The 15,291-nt window shown below is 68.6% G+C and carries 12 protein-coding genes and 4 pseudogenes; 9 read left to right on the top strand and 7 right to left on the bottom strand.

Annotation, left to right across the window (positions count from 1 at the left end; genetic code table 11):
- The first annotated feature begins 134 nt into the window (after nucleotides 1-134).
- On the top strand, nucleotides 135-1,064 hold the full coding sequence (locus OG798_RS09490; RefSeq protein ID WP_267060958.1) for a hypothetical protein: 930 nt from the start codon (nucleotides 135-137) through the stop codon (nucleotides 1,062-1,064).
- Nucleotides 1,065-1,165: 101 nt separating this feature from the next.
- Here the strand turns inward: OG798_RS09490 and OG798_RS09485 are convergent.
- A pseudogene (locus OG798_RS09485) lies at nucleotides 1,166-1,650 on the bottom strand (IS5 family transposase); the annotation flags it as partial.
- Nucleotides 1,620-2,885 (bottom strand): annotated as a pseudogene (locus tag OG798_RS09480) (IS110 family transposase). The pseudogenes OG798_RS09485 and OG798_RS09480, both read right to left, overlap by 31 nt.
- Before the next feature lie 785 nt (nucleotides 2,886-3,670).
- On the opposite strand from OG798_RS09480, the gene OG798_RS09475 reads away from it, so the two are divergent.
- The gene (locus OG798_RS09475; RefSeq protein ID WP_267060956.1) at nucleotides 3,671-4,528 is read left to right on the top strand and encodes a hypothetical protein; all 858 of its coding nucleotides are present in this window, start codon (nucleotides 3,671-3,673) and stop codon (nucleotides 4,526-4,528) included.
- Nucleotides 4,529-4,628: 100 nt separating this feature from the next.
- On the opposite strand, the pseudogene OG798_RS09470 reads toward OG798_RS09475, so the two are convergent.
- The 3 genes and pseudogenes from OG798_RS09470 to OG798_RS09460 all read right to left on the bottom strand — a co-directional run.
- Nucleotides 4,629-4,805, bottom strand: a pseudogene (locus tag OG798_RS09470) (IS5/IS1182 family transposase); the annotation flags it as partial.
- Nucleotides 4,806-4,922: 117 nt separating this feature from the next.
- On the bottom strand, nucleotides 4,923-5,576 hold the full coding sequence (gene rpiA, locus OG798_RS09465; protein ID WP_121417078.1) for a ribose 5-phosphate isomerase A: 654 nt from the start codon (nucleotides 5,574-5,576) through the stop codon (nucleotides 4,923-4,925).
- Between the two features lie 66 nt (nucleotides 5,577-5,642).
- Nucleotides 5,643-6,446: a Cof-type HAD-IIB family hydrolase gene (locus tag OG798_RS09460; protein WP_267060955.1), complete on the bottom strand. Its 804-nt coding sequence runs from the start codon at nucleotides 6,444-6,446 to the stop codon at nucleotides 5,643-5,645.
- A 295-nt stretch (nucleotides 6,447-6,741) separates the two neighbouring features.
- Here OG798_RS09460 and ppgK point away from each other — a divergent pair, with 295 nt between their 5' ends.
- The 6 genes from ppgK to zwf are packed head-to-tail and all read left to right on the top strand — an operon-like array spanning nucleotide 6,742 to nucleotide 11,447.
- Nucleotides 6,742-7,515: a polyphosphate--glucose phosphotransferase gene (gene ppgK, locus OG798_RS09455; RefSeq protein WP_257016964.1), complete on the top strand. Its 774-nt coding sequence runs from the start codon at nucleotides 6,742-6,744 to the stop codon at nucleotides 7,513-7,515.
- 51 nt (nucleotides 7,516-7,566) lie between these two features.
- The gene (locus OG798_RS09450) at nucleotides 7,567-8,178 is read left to right on the top strand and encodes a hypothetical protein (RefSeq protein WP_328756798.1); all 612 of its coding nucleotides are present in this window, start codon (nucleotides 7,567-7,569) and stop codon (nucleotides 8,176-8,178) included.
- Nucleotides 8,139-8,249 (top strand): hypothetical protein, encoded by a 111-nt coding sequence (locus tag OG798_RS09445; RefSeq protein ID WP_306454756.1) that lies wholly within the window; start codon nucleotides 8,139-8,141, stop codon nucleotides 8,247-8,249. Before OG798_RS09450 ends, OG798_RS09445 begins: the two co-directional genes overlap by 40 nt.
- A gap of 10 nt (nucleotides 8,250-8,259) precedes the next feature.
- A complete protein-coding gene (gnd, locus tag OG798_RS09440) occupies nucleotides 8,260-9,291 on the top strand; it encodes a phosphogluconate dehydrogenase (NAD(+)-dependent, decarboxylating) (RefSeq protein WP_095856326.1) in 1,032 nt (343 codons plus the stop codon).
- Between the two features lie 5 nt (nucleotides 9,292-9,296).
- Complete coding sequence (pgl, locus tag OG798_RS09435) at nucleotides 9,297-9,989, top strand: 6-phosphogluconolactonase (protein ID WP_183127464.1); 693 nt, start codon at nucleotides 9,297-9,299, stop codon at nucleotides 9,987-9,989.
- A gap of 48 nt (nucleotides 9,990-10,037) precedes the next feature.
- Nucleotides 10,038-11,447 carry a glucose-6-phosphate dehydrogenase gene (gene zwf / locus OG798_RS09430; protein ID WP_328756797.1) on the top strand — a complete coding sequence of 470 codons (1,410 nt, stop codon included), beginning with the start codon at nucleotides 10,038-10,040 and terminating at the stop codon, nucleotides 11,445-11,447.
- A gap of 302 nt (nucleotides 11,448-11,749) precedes the next feature.
- On the opposite strand, the gene OG798_RS09425 is transcribed toward zwf, so the two are convergent.
- Nucleotides 11,750-12,697, bottom strand: coding sequence for a GlxA family transcriptional regulator (locus tag OG798_RS09425; protein ID WP_095856328.1), 948 nt, complete (start codon nucleotides 12,695-12,697; stop codon nucleotides 11,750-11,752).
- A gap of 287 nt (nucleotides 12,698-12,984) precedes the next feature.
- Here OG798_RS09425 and OG798_RS09420 point away from each other — a divergent pair, with 287 nt between their 5' ends.
- A complete protein-coding gene (locus tag OG798_RS09420) occupies nucleotides 12,985-13,785 on the top strand; it encodes an alpha/beta fold hydrolase (protein ID WP_328756795.1) in 801 nt (266 codons plus the stop codon).
- Nucleotides 13,786-13,950: 165 nt separating this feature from the next.
- Here OG798_RS09420 and OG798_RS09415 read toward each other — a convergent pair.
- Nucleotides 13,951-15,152 (bottom strand): annotated as a pseudogene (locus OG798_RS09415) (IS110 family transposase).
- Between the last annotated feature and the right edge of the window lie 139 nt (nucleotides 15,153-15,291).

Genomic DNA, 15,291 nt, shown 5'->3' with positions numbered 1-15,291 from the left:
GTGAGTCCGGTTTTTCGGCGCCCATGCGGCCACTGTGGGTCCGCCGCACCGATTGCGCCTGAGCGGCGGTCGCGGTGCTACGGAGAATCCCCCTGTGGTGTCGGCAGCGGCTGAATCGCGACCCGGTGTGCTCTGTGCTGCGCCGTGCGCGGCGGGCGTCCCCAGCACGGAAGGCGGGACATGATGGACGTAAATCCATGTTCTGGGAGGAGGGGTATGAAATGGTCGAGTCCGACCCTGGTGGTACCGACGGTGTGGCGGGCGGCAAATCGCGGTTCGATGACATCTATGACCGTCCGGACCCCCGCGCGTACTTCCAGCGGTTGGCCCCGCTTGAGTACGAGATCCCGCATCATGCCCAGCCGGTCTTCCGGCGGGTAGCAACCGACCGGGCGGCGCTCGACGATGGGCACCGCGGCAGGCCGGCCGTGCTGGACGTGTGCTGCTCGTACGGGATCAATGCCGCGCTGCTCAACCACGACGTCACGCTGGCGGAGATGTACGAGCGGTACACCTCTCCTGCTTGCCAGACGATGTCGACGGCAGAACTCGCCGCAGGGGACAAGGAGTTCTATGCCGAGCGACGCCGACCGGACGCAGTACCTGTCTTCGGCCTGGACGTCGCGGCACCCGCCGTGCAGTACGCGCTCGGAGTGGGACTGTTGGACGCCGCCTTTACCGATGACCTGGAACAGAGCTCACCCAGTACCGGTCTGAGGCGCGCGCTCGCCGAGGTCGGTCTCATCACGCTGACAGGCGGCGGCAGCTATATCACCGCCCGCACATTCAGGGCACTGCTGGGCAGTGTCAGAAGGCCGGTGTGGGTCAGCGCGTTCGTTCTGCGGACCGTGTCGTACCACCCGATCGTCCGGGCACTGGCCGCGCATGGTCTGAGCACCACCGTCGATGTCGCCCACACCTATCCGCAGCGTCTCTTCACCGACGAGCGGGAACAGCGGTATGCGATCGAGGCGGTACGGGCGCTGGGAGGCGACCCCGCAGGGCGCGAGAAGGACGGTCGTTTCCACAGCCTGCACTACGAGTCCCGGTCTGATTCGCGGTGACAGTCAGGCGATCAAAGGCCCCGGACCAAGATCGGTCCGGGGCCTTTTGCCTGGTGCCCCCACAGGATTCGAACCTGCGGCACCCCGCTTTAGACGTCGTCTCATTTGGTGAGTCGGCGGTAGCGAATGAGGGTGCAGGCGATGGCGGTGAAGGCCAGGAAGTGTTCGGCTTTGCGTTCGTAGCGGCGGTGGAGCCGACGGCCGCCGCCGAGCCAGGCCATGGTGCGCTCGATCGTCCAGCGGTGGCGGCCCAGCCGTGTGGAGGATTCGATGCCCTTGCGTGCGATGCGGTGCGTGATGCCGCGCTTGCGCAGCCATCGACGCAGGTGGTCGTAGTCGTAACCCTTCTCGGCGTGCAGCTTGGCGGGCTTGCGTCGGCGTGGGCCGCGGCGGGAGTCGGCGGGATCCCGCGGACCAGGGGCTGCAGGGCCTGGTTGTCGTGGAGGTTGGCGCCCGATATGCCGACGGAGAGGGGCAGACCAGTCCGCTCGGTGATCAGGTGGATCTTCGAGCCTTTCTTGCCCCGGTCGACAGACATCCCACGCAGGTAACGCGTCAAGCGGCTTGTGCCGGGAGGTCTCCTCCAGACTGGTTGGGAAAGGCCTTCTCCTCGTCGTAGCACTCGCCGTGTTGGAGGCAGTAGAAGAGCATCCCCATGAAGCGGTTGAAGAGGTTGCGCTGGGCGGCGATGTGGCGGTCACCTGCTTCTTTGCGACGGTCATAGTGGGCTCTGGCACCCGGGGAGGCGGTCAGTGAGGCGAAGGCTCAGACATAGCCGACGGCGGCCAGCCGCTGGTTCTTGACCCGGCGGGCCATCACCGTGCAGCTTTTGCCGCTCGCCCGGGTGACCGGTGCACTGCCGGCGTATGCCTTCATTGCTGTGGCGGTCGTGAAACGAGCCCGGTCATCGCCGATCTCGGCCAGGACCCGGGCCCCGGTCAGGGACCCCAGGCCCGGAAAGCTGGAGACGATCGGGGCGTCCGGATGCTGCTCGAAAGTCTCCCTTGTGGCGGCTTCGAGCTGGTCGGCATTGGTGCAGGCTGCTTCCAGCTGACGCAGCAAGGCGGTGGTCTGCCGGCCGAAGGCATCCTCGACCAGGGGTGGTTGGTGGAGGTACTCGCGGTGGAGGACCTCGTGGAGCCGGTCGGCTTCGACTTCGATGCCGCGCAGGCGTCCAGCCTGTTTGAGCAGGGACTGCAGACGTCGTCGTGTGAGGCGGGCCGCCGCTGTGGGCGTCGGCGCCGCGGCCAGGATGGTCCGGGCCTCGGGCGAGCAGATGCCCTCGCGTTTGTCAGCGAAGGCGGCAAGGATCGCAGGGTAGAACTCACGCAGCTGAGAGCGGAGTTTGTTGTGTGCCTGGCAGTGGTCCCAGACCGCGTCCTGCTGGGCTCGGGCGAGCACCGCAATCGCCTGGGCCAGCTCGGAATCCTTCGGCAGAGGCCGGTGGGCGGCCATGTCAGTGCGCAGGATGTTCGCCAGGGCAGCAGCGTCGATGGCGTCCGACTTCTTCCTCGCAACTGAGTGCCGGTCTCGATAGCGGGCCGCCGCCAGCGGATTGATCGCGAACACTGGGCGTCCCGTCGCGCGCAAACAGGCGACCAGTAGTCCCCGGGACGTCTCGATCGCGACCGGGATCGGGTGATCCTTGCCGTCTCCGTGCTCGGTCAGCAGCGCCGCGAGCTGGGTGAATCCAGCAGCATCGTCGTTGATTCGCAGCTTGGCGAGCCGTGTTCCGCCGGCGTTGACGAGCGCGACATCGTGGTGGTCTTCTGCCCAGTCCACCCCGCAGAACACCGGCACTGGTAACCCTGCGATTTCCATCATGTTCTCCCTGGTGATCCGCTGTTCATGCAGGCCAGAGCCTGTGCAGGGTGCGCGTGCTCCCTAATGGAAGTGCTCGAGGCACAACATCCCACCAGCCGTTCGCAACCCCAGCTAACTGCACGGTCCTTCGTCTTCGTGAGAGCTCTCAGGCTCGCGACGCGGTGAAAGGTGCTCCGTGCGGTCGGCTCAGGCCACGACCATCGAAGCGCTCGGTGCGAACCGCCTGGTGACGTGATCTGAACTGGGCCTGCTAAGACCCACTCGGAGGGCATTTTGTCCGCGCGAGGTGCTGCTGTGCCCGCGAAGATGGGAGGCTGCGAACGGTTCCGGCCGGAACCAGATCGCTCTCAGTAGAGGACTTCCTGCCCTGGTGGCAGATGAGATCTTCGTCCTGACCGGAACCGCTGCTGAGGCGAGCCTCGCGGTCTGTCGAAAGAGCTCTCACTCCGGATTCGGATAGCAATGACTCGCTTCGCCGCCCATTAGGATTCGGACCTGTCAGGTCCCCCCTTGTCGGCGTACACGCCTATCTCCCCAGCCCGGTACGAGCGAACGTCCTCGGCTGCCTGGCCGCCGCATGGCCGGGGCCGGCCGATAGCCAGCCAGCCTCGGGACAGGGCGGTCGGGCAGGGTGGGGCGCGGCCCCGTCGTGCAGCGGCGGCCGCCCGTCGGAGTATGCGCTGAACTGCGGGCGCGCGGGAACCGGGTTGCGAGACGGTCGGGAGCTGCGGTGGAATCGGGCGGCCTGTGCATCTGCGGCCCGGGCGGGGAGGGGTCGGTTCATGGACAGGTCGACAGCGCTGGATAGCGTGCTGCAGCAAGCGCACGTGGTCCAGGTCAGCTCGGTGAGCGGGTTCGGGGCGTTCGGAGAGATCCGGGTGGACCTCTCCGATCCGGCGGAGTCGGTCCAGCTCAGGACGGCCATGGCCGTGGAATCGCTGCCCGGGGTTCGCTGCATGTGCCTCGGGGACGTCCGCTTCGAGGTGTTCGACCGGTCCGGTGGGCGGCTCGCAGTCGTCGTCCTGCACCACGGGGCGACACTGAGGTGGGGGCAGTGGGAGAGTGACGCCGTCCTCGCCGACGGCCGCCTGCTCCTGGCCTGGCTGGCCGGGCACGGCATGCCCGGCCCCATGCAACAGTTCAAGGCAGACCGGCAGCGAGCGGAGGAAGGCGCTGAAGAAGAGCGCAGCTGGCTGGCCGCGATGACCGCCGACCGGATCCTCGGCCTCTCCCGCACCGGCGGCAGTCCCTCCCCCGAATTGCTCGCGGAACTCACAGACCGACTGCACCTGACGTTCCCCGACCCGGTAGAGCGGGTGCTGGCCCTGCTCGACTGGTACGGATCCGGCAGCGGGCGCTGCTCCGGCTACCCCGTCCACGAGAGCGTGCCTGGCGAACTGCTCGGCAGGGTGCCGATCGCCGACCTGCTCGCCGCCCTGGCCGACCCGCGGGCCGAGGAACGGCACGACGCCGGGGCCGTGCGGCATCTGGTGGGCTGGAAGACCCGCCCACGCCAGAAGCGGGACATCGCCCGCCTGCCCGAACCACTGCGCGCCCGACTGCTGGCACACGCCCGCCGCTCTGGAGACTCCGACAAACAGGGCCGCGCCGAACGATGGTTGGCACCCCCGCGGGCCTGAGAAAGTCGGGTGGCCCTGGCTCCCGACATACGCACGGCCACCTTCAGGACGGGGACGTCTCGCTGTACCTCACTGGCCACGTTCGGGTGTACGCCGACACCCCTTTCAGGGCCCGCATGTTCACCGAGTCGATCGCACACCTCGACCAGTCCAGGTCTCCGCGAGCGCCGAGTTCGTCCAGCACCAGGCGGTGCAGTCTGGCCCGGACCCGGGCCCTGCTCCATTCGCTGAACCGGCGGTGCGCGGTCGGCCCTGACGGGCCGAAGGATGGCGGTAACGGCGCCCGCAGGCCCGGATCAGGGGCCCTCAGCCACTGCAGCCCACCGCCAAAGGGCACCCGTGGCCTCCTCGTTCATTCGCACAGCGCACGCCCACCCCCACACCAAGTGTCCGCTCAGGCTTGGGACTTGGCATGATTGTGGTGCTCGACCGAGTCGCCGCGGGCGACGAATATGTCGGCGACCAGCGTCGGAGGGAACAGGCCGTGCTCGACGACGCCGGGGGTGGCGCCGAGCAGCGCCGCCAGGCCCGCGAGGTCGTCGACGGCACCGTGGTAGTCCCCGATAACGCCGCCGTCGGGGCTGCGTGGCGCGTCGCGCAGGGAGATCGGGTGGAGCAGGCGCATCGTCGCGGCCAGCCCGAACTCGAGCAGCTCGAGCGGGACCGGCGGGTGCAGCGCGGTCACTCGTTTGCTCGAGTCGGCGATCACGACGAAGCGGTCGGCGGCCGCCGCGACAATCTTTTCCCTGGTGTGCGCGGCGCCGCCGCCCTTGACGAGCCAGCCGTCCGGCGCTATCTGGTCCGCACCGTCGATCGCGATGTCGAAGCGGTCGATGCTGCCGAACGGTTCGACCCGCAGACCGAGCATCAGGGCCGCCTCCTCGGTCTGCGGCGACGTCGCGACGCACCGCAGTGACAGACCGCGGCGGGCCAGCGCAGGCAGGAGGTAGGCGACGGTCGAGCCGGTGCCGAGGCCGACGGTCATGCCGTCCTCTACCAGCTCGGCCGCAGCCTCGGCGGCACGTTGCTTCTCATGGTCGACGCTCACGGTCCTCCTCCTTGGGCCAGGTCTCAGGCTGAGGGCAGCCAGGTCCGGGCAGTGCGGTGACGCGGGTCATAGGATGAACTGCTCGACCGCGTTCGCGAAGCCCTCCTCCTCGTTGCTCGTTGTCACCTGCCTCGCCGCGCGCTGGACCTCGTGGCTGGCGTTGCCCATCGCGATGGACAGTCCCGAGTGGGCGAACATCAGTACGTCGTTGGGCATGTCGCCGATCGTGGCGATCTGTTCGGGGGAAATCTGGAGCTTGGCGGACCAGTACTTGACCACAGCGCCTTTGTTGGCCTGCGGATGGGTCACATCGAGGTAGTAGGGCTGTGAGCGGGCGGCCGAGACATGCTCGCCGAACTGCGCGCGAGCTGCGACCGCGGCCGCCTCGACGACCTGGTGGTCATCGCTGACCCCGACGACCTTGGCGGTGCCCTCCTCGAGCCCGTCGAAGCCGGGAACGAGCGTGGGCGCGAACTGCACCGTCCAGCTCTCGCGATCCACGTGCGGCCCCTTCAAGTCGCGGACGTACCAGTCGGCACCCCGGTAGATCCAGACGCTGAGGCCGAACGACTCCATCAGCGCGACGACCGGGGCCACCACCTCCGCGGGAATGACCTGCTGTTCGACAACGGTCATATCCGGGTTGACGATGAGACCACCGTTGAAGGCGGCGAGTTCAGTGGTCAGCGCCAAGGGCTCGATGATCATGGACATGCCGCGGGGTGGTCTCCCGCTGGTCACCGCGAAGACGACGCCGGCGTCGTAGAGCTTGTGGACCGCACGGACGGCGCGGTCGGTGAGGACCTTGTCGCTCGTGACCAAAGTGCCGTCGACGTCGGCAAGAAGCAGTCGGATCGGGCGGGTTGGCATCACGCCTCCGTAAGCTCTGGTCGCGGCCGGTCCGGGTGGGAAGAGGCAGCGGCTCATGGATGCGGGGGACCTGTGGGACGGGTTCCCAATCGGCTTGATTTCCGAAACCCAATGCCCTTGAGGGCGCGCAATGCTTGGATTTACCCCTTGGGCTTCGATGCAACCCTGTAAGAGTGATGTGGCGAATATAGGGGACATGTGCGAGCGTTAAGGATTACATGGCAAAGCTCTTACGGGGCCTGACGTCCAAAATTCACACAACACATTTTGGGCCGACCCCTGAGGGGAGCGGGCAGTGGCGCAGGCAAGTCTGGACGAGACGGCCCACGTGCTGGGGATCGACATCGGCGGAACCGGTATCAAGGGAGCGCCGGTCGATCTCGAGCTCGGCAGCCTCATCGGTGAGCGGGTCCGGATCCCGACCCCGCATCCGGCGACCCCGGGGGCAGTCGCGGACGTGGTCGTGCAGGTGCTCTCCCAGATCGGCGTCCCAGGACCGGTCGGGCTGACGCTCCCGGCAGTCATCCGGGCCGGCAAGGTCCAGACGACGTCCAATATCGACCCGGCCTGGATGGAGACGGACGCGGCCCAGCTCTTCGCGCGAGCGACCGGCCGCGACGTGAGGGTAGTGAACGACGCCGACGCGGCCGGGATCGCCGAGATGCGCTTCGGCGCCGGCAAGGGACGCAAGGGCGTCGTCGTGATGGTGACGCTCGGCACCGGTATCGGCAGCGCCGTCTTCTCCGACGGATACCTGGTGCCCAACAGCGAGCTGGGGCACCTGCCGCTGCACCACGAGGATGCCGAGGACTGGGCCGCGGAGTCGGTGCGCGAGCACGACGACCTGTCCTGGAAGAAATGGGCGCACCGTCTGGAGACGTATCTCGAGCTCGTTCAGCGGCTGCTGTGGCCCGACCTGATTGTCATCGGCGGCGGCGTCAGCAAGAAGGCCGACAAGTTCCTGCCGCACATCGAACTCAGGACCGAGATCGTGCCGGCGCAGCTGTTGAACGACGCGGGAATTGTCGGCGCGGCGCTCTTCGCCCCGGCCGGGAAAGCTCAACCCTAGTCTGCCGCCCTCGATATGAGCGCAGGGGGAGCACCTTCAGGGAGGCTCGCGTTGAGCAAAATGGACCTGGAAACACCTTCCGTCGACACGATCCGCACTCTGTGGATGGACGCCCTCCAGGCGGCCGACTCCGGCCATCCGGGGACGCTGCTCGCCCACGACACGCGGCGAACGGTGGCGGCCGCCAAGGCGCTGCACGCCGAGGCCGACGGGCGCAACCTCTACGTCGCCGACCGGCGCAACCTCTGCATCGCCGACCGGCGCAACCTCTTCATCAAGGTGACGCTGCCGTTCTCGGCATACCACCACCGGGCCGTGGCCGACGCCCACCTGCGTGGCATCGAGCGCCGGGTACAGGCCGGCCACGACCCCGCCCTCGCCGTCGGCCTCGACGTGTACCGGGCGTACCGCGAAGTGATGGGCTCGCAGTGCTTCCAGCGGCTGGAGAATGCCGGCGCGCGCATGCGGCGGCTGCTCCGGGCCGGCACGAGGACGAAGGACCCGGCCTGCTCACCCCGTACCGGCTCGGCACGCTGGTCGCGCTCGACGAGCACAGCGTGTTCACCCGGGGGACGATCTGAGGGATCGACTCCTTCGACCAGTGGGGCGTCGAGCTCGGCACGGTGCTTGCTGTCGCGATCAGCCCGGAGCTCAAGAGCGTGACCGACCCTGAACTCGTCCACGACTCGTCCACGAACGCGCTGATCCGGCACTACCGCACGCTCAAGGACTAGGAGGCGCCACATGGCGACAGACAAGCCCATGCAGCTCGGGATGATCGGTCTCGGCCGGATGGGGGCGAACCTGGTGCGTCGGCTGATGCGAGACGGCCACCGCTGCGTCGTGTCCGACGTCAACGCGGCCGCCGTCGCCGAACTGGCCGGCGAGGGCGCGACGGGCGCAGACTCACCCCGGGACTTCGTCGCGAAACTGGACAAGCCACGGGTCGTATGGCTCATGCTTCCGGCCGCGATCGTCGACTCCATCCTCGACCAGCTCGAGCCGTTGCTGGAGCCCGGCGACATCCTGATCGACGGCGGCAATTCCTACTACCGCGACGACATCACACGCGCCAAGCGTCTTGCCGACAAGTCGCTGCACTATGTCGACTGCGGGACCAGCGGTGGGGTCTGGGGCCTGGAGCGCGGCTACTGCCTGATGATCGGCGGCGAGGACGAGGTCGTGGCCCATCTGGACCCGATCTTCAAGACGATCGCTCCCGGCGAGGGCTGTGCCGAGCCGACGCCGAGCCGGACCCGGACCGACGGCACCGCCCCGCTCGGGTACCTGCACTGCGGGCCGAACGGCGCCGGGCACTTCGTGAAGATGGTCCACAACGGGGTCGAGTACGGGATGATGGCCGCGATCGCCGAGGGCCTCAGCATCATCAAGAGCGCGGACGCCGGCAAAACCCGGCAAGAGGTCGACGCGGAGACGACGCCCCTGCGCGATGCGTGGGCCTACCAGTACGACATCGACGTCGGCGAGGTGGCCGAGGTCTGGCGGCGCGGCTCGGTCGTCGGCTCGTGGCTGGTCGACCTGATCGCCGACGCCTTCGCCGGCTCGCCCTCCCTCGACGGCTTCGCCGGGCGGGTCTCCGACTCCGGGGAAGGCCGCTGGACCGTCCTCGCCGCGGTGGACGAAGGCGTCCCGGCACCGGTCATCACCACCTCGCTCTACGAGCGCTTCGAGTCCAGGGAGGCCGGGGAGTTCACCGACAAGATCCTCTCGGCGATGCGCTCGGAGTTCGGCGGGCACGCCGAAAAGAAGGGCTGAGGGCTGTGCATCACGAACTCCAAGTCGTCGCCGACCCCGACGCGGTCGCCGGCACCGCGGCGGCGTTCGTGGCGCGGCTGGCCCGGGCCTGCGTGCAAGCCCACGGCCGATTCACGTTCGCCGTCAGCGGGGGGCACACGCCATGGGCGATGTTCGCGCGGCTCGCACATGAACACGTCCCCTGGGAGCACGTGGCGGTGTTCCAGGTCGACGAGCGGGTCGCGCCCGACGGCGACCCGGACCGCAACCTCACCCATCTGCGGGAGAGCCTCGGTGCGGCCCCGGCCGAGGTCATCGCGATGCCCGTGAACGACGCCGACCTCGACGCGGCGGCCGCCGCCTACGGGCGGTCGCTGCCGGAGCGTTTCGACCTCGTTCACCTGGGCCTCGGCCCGGACGGGCACACCGCCTCGCTGGTGCCACGGGACCCGGTGCTCGAAGTCTCGGACCGGCTGGTGGCCCTGACGGCGCCCTACATGGGCCACCAGCGCATGACACTCACCTATCCTGCGCTCGCCCGCGCCCAGCAAGTGCTCTGGCTCATCACCGGAGCGGACAAGAGCGAACCGCTCTCCAAGCTCGTTGCGGGAGACCGGTCGATTCCCGCCGGCCGGGTCGAGGCGGCGGCCTCGCTCGTCCTCGCGGACGCGGCGGCCGGCCAGGGCCCGGCTCGCGCCGGCCCCCAGTCGCCAGCATGACCATGACGCCCGACCCTGTTGCCGTACCGGCCCCGTAAGGGGGATCAGATGGCTTTGAACTCGTCGAACGTTCCCGCAGACGTGCTGGTCATTTTCGGGATCACTGGCGACCTGGCGCGAAAGATGACGTTCCGCTCGCTCTATCGGCTTGAGCGGCGCAAGCTGCTGACCTGCCCGATCGTCGGAGTGGCCCGCGACGGCTGGTCCGACGACGCGTTGCGTGACCACGCCCGCGCGGCGATCAAGGCAGCGGGCGAGCCGCTCGACGACACCGTCTTTGCCCGGTTCGCCGCCCGACTCAGCTATGTGCAGGGCGATTACACCGACGAGGAGACGTTCCATCGCCTCGGCCGGGCGATCAACGGCAGTCGGCACCCCGTCTTCTACTTGGAGATCCCGCCGTCGCTGTTTGCCCGGGTGGTCGGGGGCCTGGCAGGCGCCGGGCTGACCAAGGGCGCCCGGGTTGTCGTGGAGAAGCCATTCGGGCATGACCTCGCGTCGGCGCGCGCCCTCAACGCCGAGTTGCGTCAGCTCCTCGACGAGGATCAGCTGCTGAGGATCGACCACTTCCTCGGCAAAGAGCCGGCGATGGACATCCTGTTCCTGCGGTTCGCCAACTCGGTGTTCGAGCCGGTGTGGAACCGCGACCACGTTTCCTGCGTGCAGATCACCATGGCCGAGGACTTCGGGGTCGAGGACCGCGGCCACTTCTACGACCCGGTCGGCGCGTTGCGCGACGTCGTGCAGAACCATCTGCTGCAACTGCTCGCCCTGGTGGCGTCCGAGCCGCCGTCAGCCGCCGATGCGGACGCGCTGCGAGACCGCCGGGTTGATGTGTTCCGGGCGATCCCCGACGCCGACCCGGCCCACTACGTCCGCGGGCAGTACGAGGGGTACCTGCAGGTCCCCGGCGTGCGGCCGCGCTCGGGCACCGAGACCTTCGTCGGGTTGCGGCTGGAGGTCGAGAACTGGCGCTGGTCCGGGGTGCCGTTCTTCATCCGCGCCGGCAAGTCGCTCCCCGAGCGAGTGACCGAGATCCGGATCGTGTTCAAGCGCCCGCCGCGGCTTGCGTTCGCGGCGCGGTTCGCGCCCGAGCCCGATCAGTGGATCCTGCGGATCGATCCGAGCCCTGGCATGGACTTCCGCATCCAGGCCAAGCAGCCGGGCAAGCAGGACACGCAGCTGGTGGACCTTGACCTCCTCTTCGCGGCCGCGCTGGGTGAGGCACCCGAACCGTACGAGCGCCTGCTCAGTGATGCAATGCAAGGCAACGCGAGCCTGTTCACGCGGGAGGACTCGGTGGAGGAGACGTGGCGAATCGTCCAGCCACTGCTGGAGGCGCCCGGCGACCCCGAGCGCTACCGGCAGGGGACCTGGGGACCGGCGGGCGCGAACAAGCTCGTCGCCGGATATCCGCGATGGCACGAACCATGGCTGCCGGCGAGGTCTCCCGACTGACACAGCCGCGCCCCCGGACCCGGTGAACCGCCGGTTGCGCCCCCCATCTCGGTGTCGGCAACTCGACCGGCGCCTTTTACAGTGGCGGGGCTGGTGCCACCTGCACATCTACGAAGACCACATCCGTCGCCTCACCACGGAGAACGCATCCCTGCGTGCAGACCTGAAAGCCCACAGCGACGTCGCCATCATCCACCCCACGGCACAGCAAGCCGAGGCGTGACGGCGCAACTGCACGCCTGGCGAGCGGGCCGCGCGCCTGGGTCGACGGACTCTGTGGTCGCGCAGTCCGGCCTTCGCCGTCAGGCGGCCTGGTGCTGGAAGGTGCGGCGATAGGCCGTGGGGGTATTGCCGACGGTGTCACGGAATCGGGCGCGCATGTTGGCGCCGCTGCCGAGGCCGCACCGGACGGCGATCTGCTCCACCTGGAGGTCGGTGGCCTCCAGGAGTTCTCGCGCGCGGTTGATGCGGGCGGTCAGGAGCCATTGGTGGGGGCTGACGCCGGTTTCCTGGCGCCACAGGCGGGTCAGGGTGCGTGGGGAGACGCCGGCATGGTCGGCGAGGTGGGGGATGGTGAGCTCTTCTTCGAGGTGGAGCAGGGCCCATTCACGAGTGTCGGCGAGCGTGGTGGCCTGGGGGGTGGGGAGGGTCCTGTTGATGTATTGGGCTTGTCCGCCGTCGCGGTGGGGGGCGGCGACGATGTCCCTGGCGATGTCGTTCGCGACGGCTGCGCCGAGGTCTTTGCGGACCAGGTGCAGACACAGGTCGATGCCGGCCGTGAAGCCCGCGGAGGTCAGGATGGTGTCGTTGTCGATGTAGAGGACGTTGCGGTCGACGCGCAGCCGGGGGTAGAGCTCTTCGAGGTCATCCGCCTTGGCCCAGTGGGTGGTGACGGTGCGGCCGTCGAGCAGTCCGGCCGAGGCGACGGCGAAGGCGCCGGTGCAGATGGAAGCGATGCGTATCCCGGCGCGGCCGGCGAGCTTGAGAGCGGCCCTGACCCGTGGGCGCGGAGGGCGCCGGAAGTCCTCGAAGCCCGGGACGATGATCGTGTCCGCTTCGGCGAGCGCCTCGAGACCCGCGGTGAGCCCGAGGGTGAAACCTGCGCTCGTGGTCACGGCCTCCTCGGTGTCGCCGCACACGGTGAGCTCGTAGGGGGTGTTCGGACGGGCGTTGAAGATCTGCGTGGGGATCCCCAGATCCATGGGCAGCACGCCGTCGACCGCCAGAACCATGACCCGATGCTTGTTCATGGCCGCAATATTACGTCCGCCGCCAATATCGCGGGGAAGGCCAGGGAGCCGCCGTGCCCTGACCCAGAGATGTTCCCTGGGTAAATCCCCTGATCAAGTCACTGATCGTGTGACCGGAAAGCACGGGCCCACCCGCAACGTTCTGGCCCAAAAGATGCGCATGCTGCAGATGAGCCGTGGCCTGGAAGGGTGGTTCCGGAGCAGGATCGAAGAGCGAGCGCGGGGCAGCCGACTCCACACACCGGTGGAGCGGTCCCAGAGCCCCGGCCGTGGATGAGGAGCCGGCGATGACTTCGCAGAATGTGGTGGGCCGCTTCTTCGACGTGCGGGGCGGCCAGGTGTACGCCCACGTCCGCGAGGGTGACGGCCCGGCGCTGATCTTCCTGCACTACTGGGGAGGCTCACGGCGCACCTGGATCCCGGTGCTGCAGCGTCTGGATTCCGGGCAGGGCTTCGTGGCCTACGACCAGCGTGGATGGGGCGACTCCACGAGCGTGCCGGGACCCTATGACCTGGAGCAGCTCGCGGACGACGCGCAGCGGGTCGTCGACGCGCTCGGATACTCCCGCTATGTGCTGGTCGGGCATTCCATGGGCGGCAAGGTGGCTCAGATACTGGCCGCACGCAAGCCCGCCGGGCTGCGGGGAGCCGTCCTCGTGGCACCCGCGCCGCCCGCGCCGGTCGGGGTGACCGAGCAGGTGCAGGAGACGGTTTCCCACGCCTACGACAACGAGGAGGCGGTTCTTCAGAGCATCGACCTGATGCTGACCCGCGGCGGGCTGACTCCCGAGCTGCGCCGGCAGGTGGTCGAGGACAGTCTGCGCGGTGGCGACGAGGCCCGTCTCGAGTGGCCGCGCCAGGGCCTGGTCCAGGACGTGTCGGCCGACATCTCAGCCATCGAGGTGCCGGTGCTGGTTCTCGCGGGCAGCCACGACAAGGTCGACCCGCCGACCGTGCTCGCCGACCACCTGCTGCCGCTGATCCCGACCGCCACGCTGACCGTCCTGAAGGACACCGGCCACCTCTCGCCCCTTGAGGTGCCCGACCAAGTGGCCGCGCACATCGGCGCGTTCGTCGCCCAGCTGTAAGCGCAGCACTCCAGCCGCACATCCCCCCCGTGGGGCGACCGGCTGCCACGCCACCTGCCGTACAGCCGCACCCCCCATACCCGGCACGCGTGAGCGCGCCGCCCGGCCACCGTGCCGATCCGCCCCGGACCGGGGCCCAAAAGAAGGAGAATCTCAATGATCGTGTCAAGCCGCCTGCGTGACCGGCGGGGCGGAGGTGAACAGTCTCTTGTCACGCAGCAACGCCCACAGAACGTCGACCCGGCGCCGGGCGAGCGCGAGCAGGGCCTGGATATGCAACAGTCCTTCGGCGCGCTTCTTGAGGTAGTAGTCCCGGGAGGGGCCGGGTCGCATCATGGCGGACTGCGCGGACATGTAGAACAGCCAACGCAGGCGCCGGTTGTAGCGTTTGGGCCGGTGATAGTTGCCGGTGCGGCGGCCGGAGTCGCGGGGCACCGGCGCCAGGCCGGCGTGCGAGGCCAGGCGCCCGGCGTCGCGGTAGCCGGACAGGTCACCGACGATGGCAACGAACTCGGCACCCAGGATCGGGCCCATGCCGGGCATGGACTCGATGATCTCAGCGCGGTCGTCGGCGCGGAAGGTCTCGCGGATCTCCCGGTCGTTGTCCTTGATCCGCTCGTCCAGGGCCAGGAGCTGGTGGGCCAGGTCGCGCACCAGCTTGGCCGCCCGGGCCTCCCCGGGCAGGGCAGTGCTCTGGGACTGGGCAGCCTCGACGGCCTTGACCGCAACGGCGTCGGCGCCGCGGACCTTGCGGCGTTCCAGCCAGGTGGTCAACCGCTTGGCGCCGGTCCGGTGCAGAGCAGCCGGGGTCTGATACTCCGTCAGCATGACCACCGGGCCCTTGGCCGCGGAGTAGTCGAAGGCCCGCTCCAGCGCGGGGCAGATGCCGACCAGCAGGTCACGCAGCCGGTTGATCAGCCGGACCCGGTCGGCGATCAGGTCGCGCCGGTAACCGGTGAGCAACTGGAGCGCGGAGACCAGTTCTGGAGGAGTCTCAATCGGAGCGAAGTCCCGGCGCATGCGGGCCTGGTCGGCGATGACCAGGGCGTCTTTGGCATCAGTCTTGCCCTCACCGCGGTAGGCGCCGGTCATCCGGTTGACGGTGCGGCCGGGCACGTAGACGACCCGCTGCCCGTGCGCGATGAGCAAGGCCAACAGCAGGGCGGAGGCCCGGCCGGAGATGTCCACCGCCCACGCCACCTCGTCGGCCTTCTCCCGGGCCGTGTCGATCAGCGTAAGGATCTGGGCCTCGTCGTTGATCACCTTCGTCGAGAACAGCGTCTCACCGTCGGCGTTCACGCCACCGCCCAGTGATGCCCCTTGCCGGCGTCAATGCCGACCCATATCCGCGCGTGAGGCGTGCTCAAGCCCGTCGCTCCGTTCCACCGTGACCAGCACTTCCGTGGCCCGGGGAACACTCCGCCGACAGGTCCTTAACCAGCGATGACCGCAGTTCTCAATCAGTGGTCGGAGCATCCCGGAGGACCGGGCGGCCATTCTCCTGGA

The sequence above is a fragment of the Streptomyces sp. NBC_00271 genome, assembly GCF_036178845.1.
Classification (GTDB): domain Bacteria; phylum Actinomycetota; class Actinomycetes; order Streptomycetales; family Streptomycetaceae; genus Streptomyces.
The sequence above is the reverse complement of the archived record's forward strand: the minus strand, read 5'-3'. Positions and strand labels throughout refer to the sequence as shown.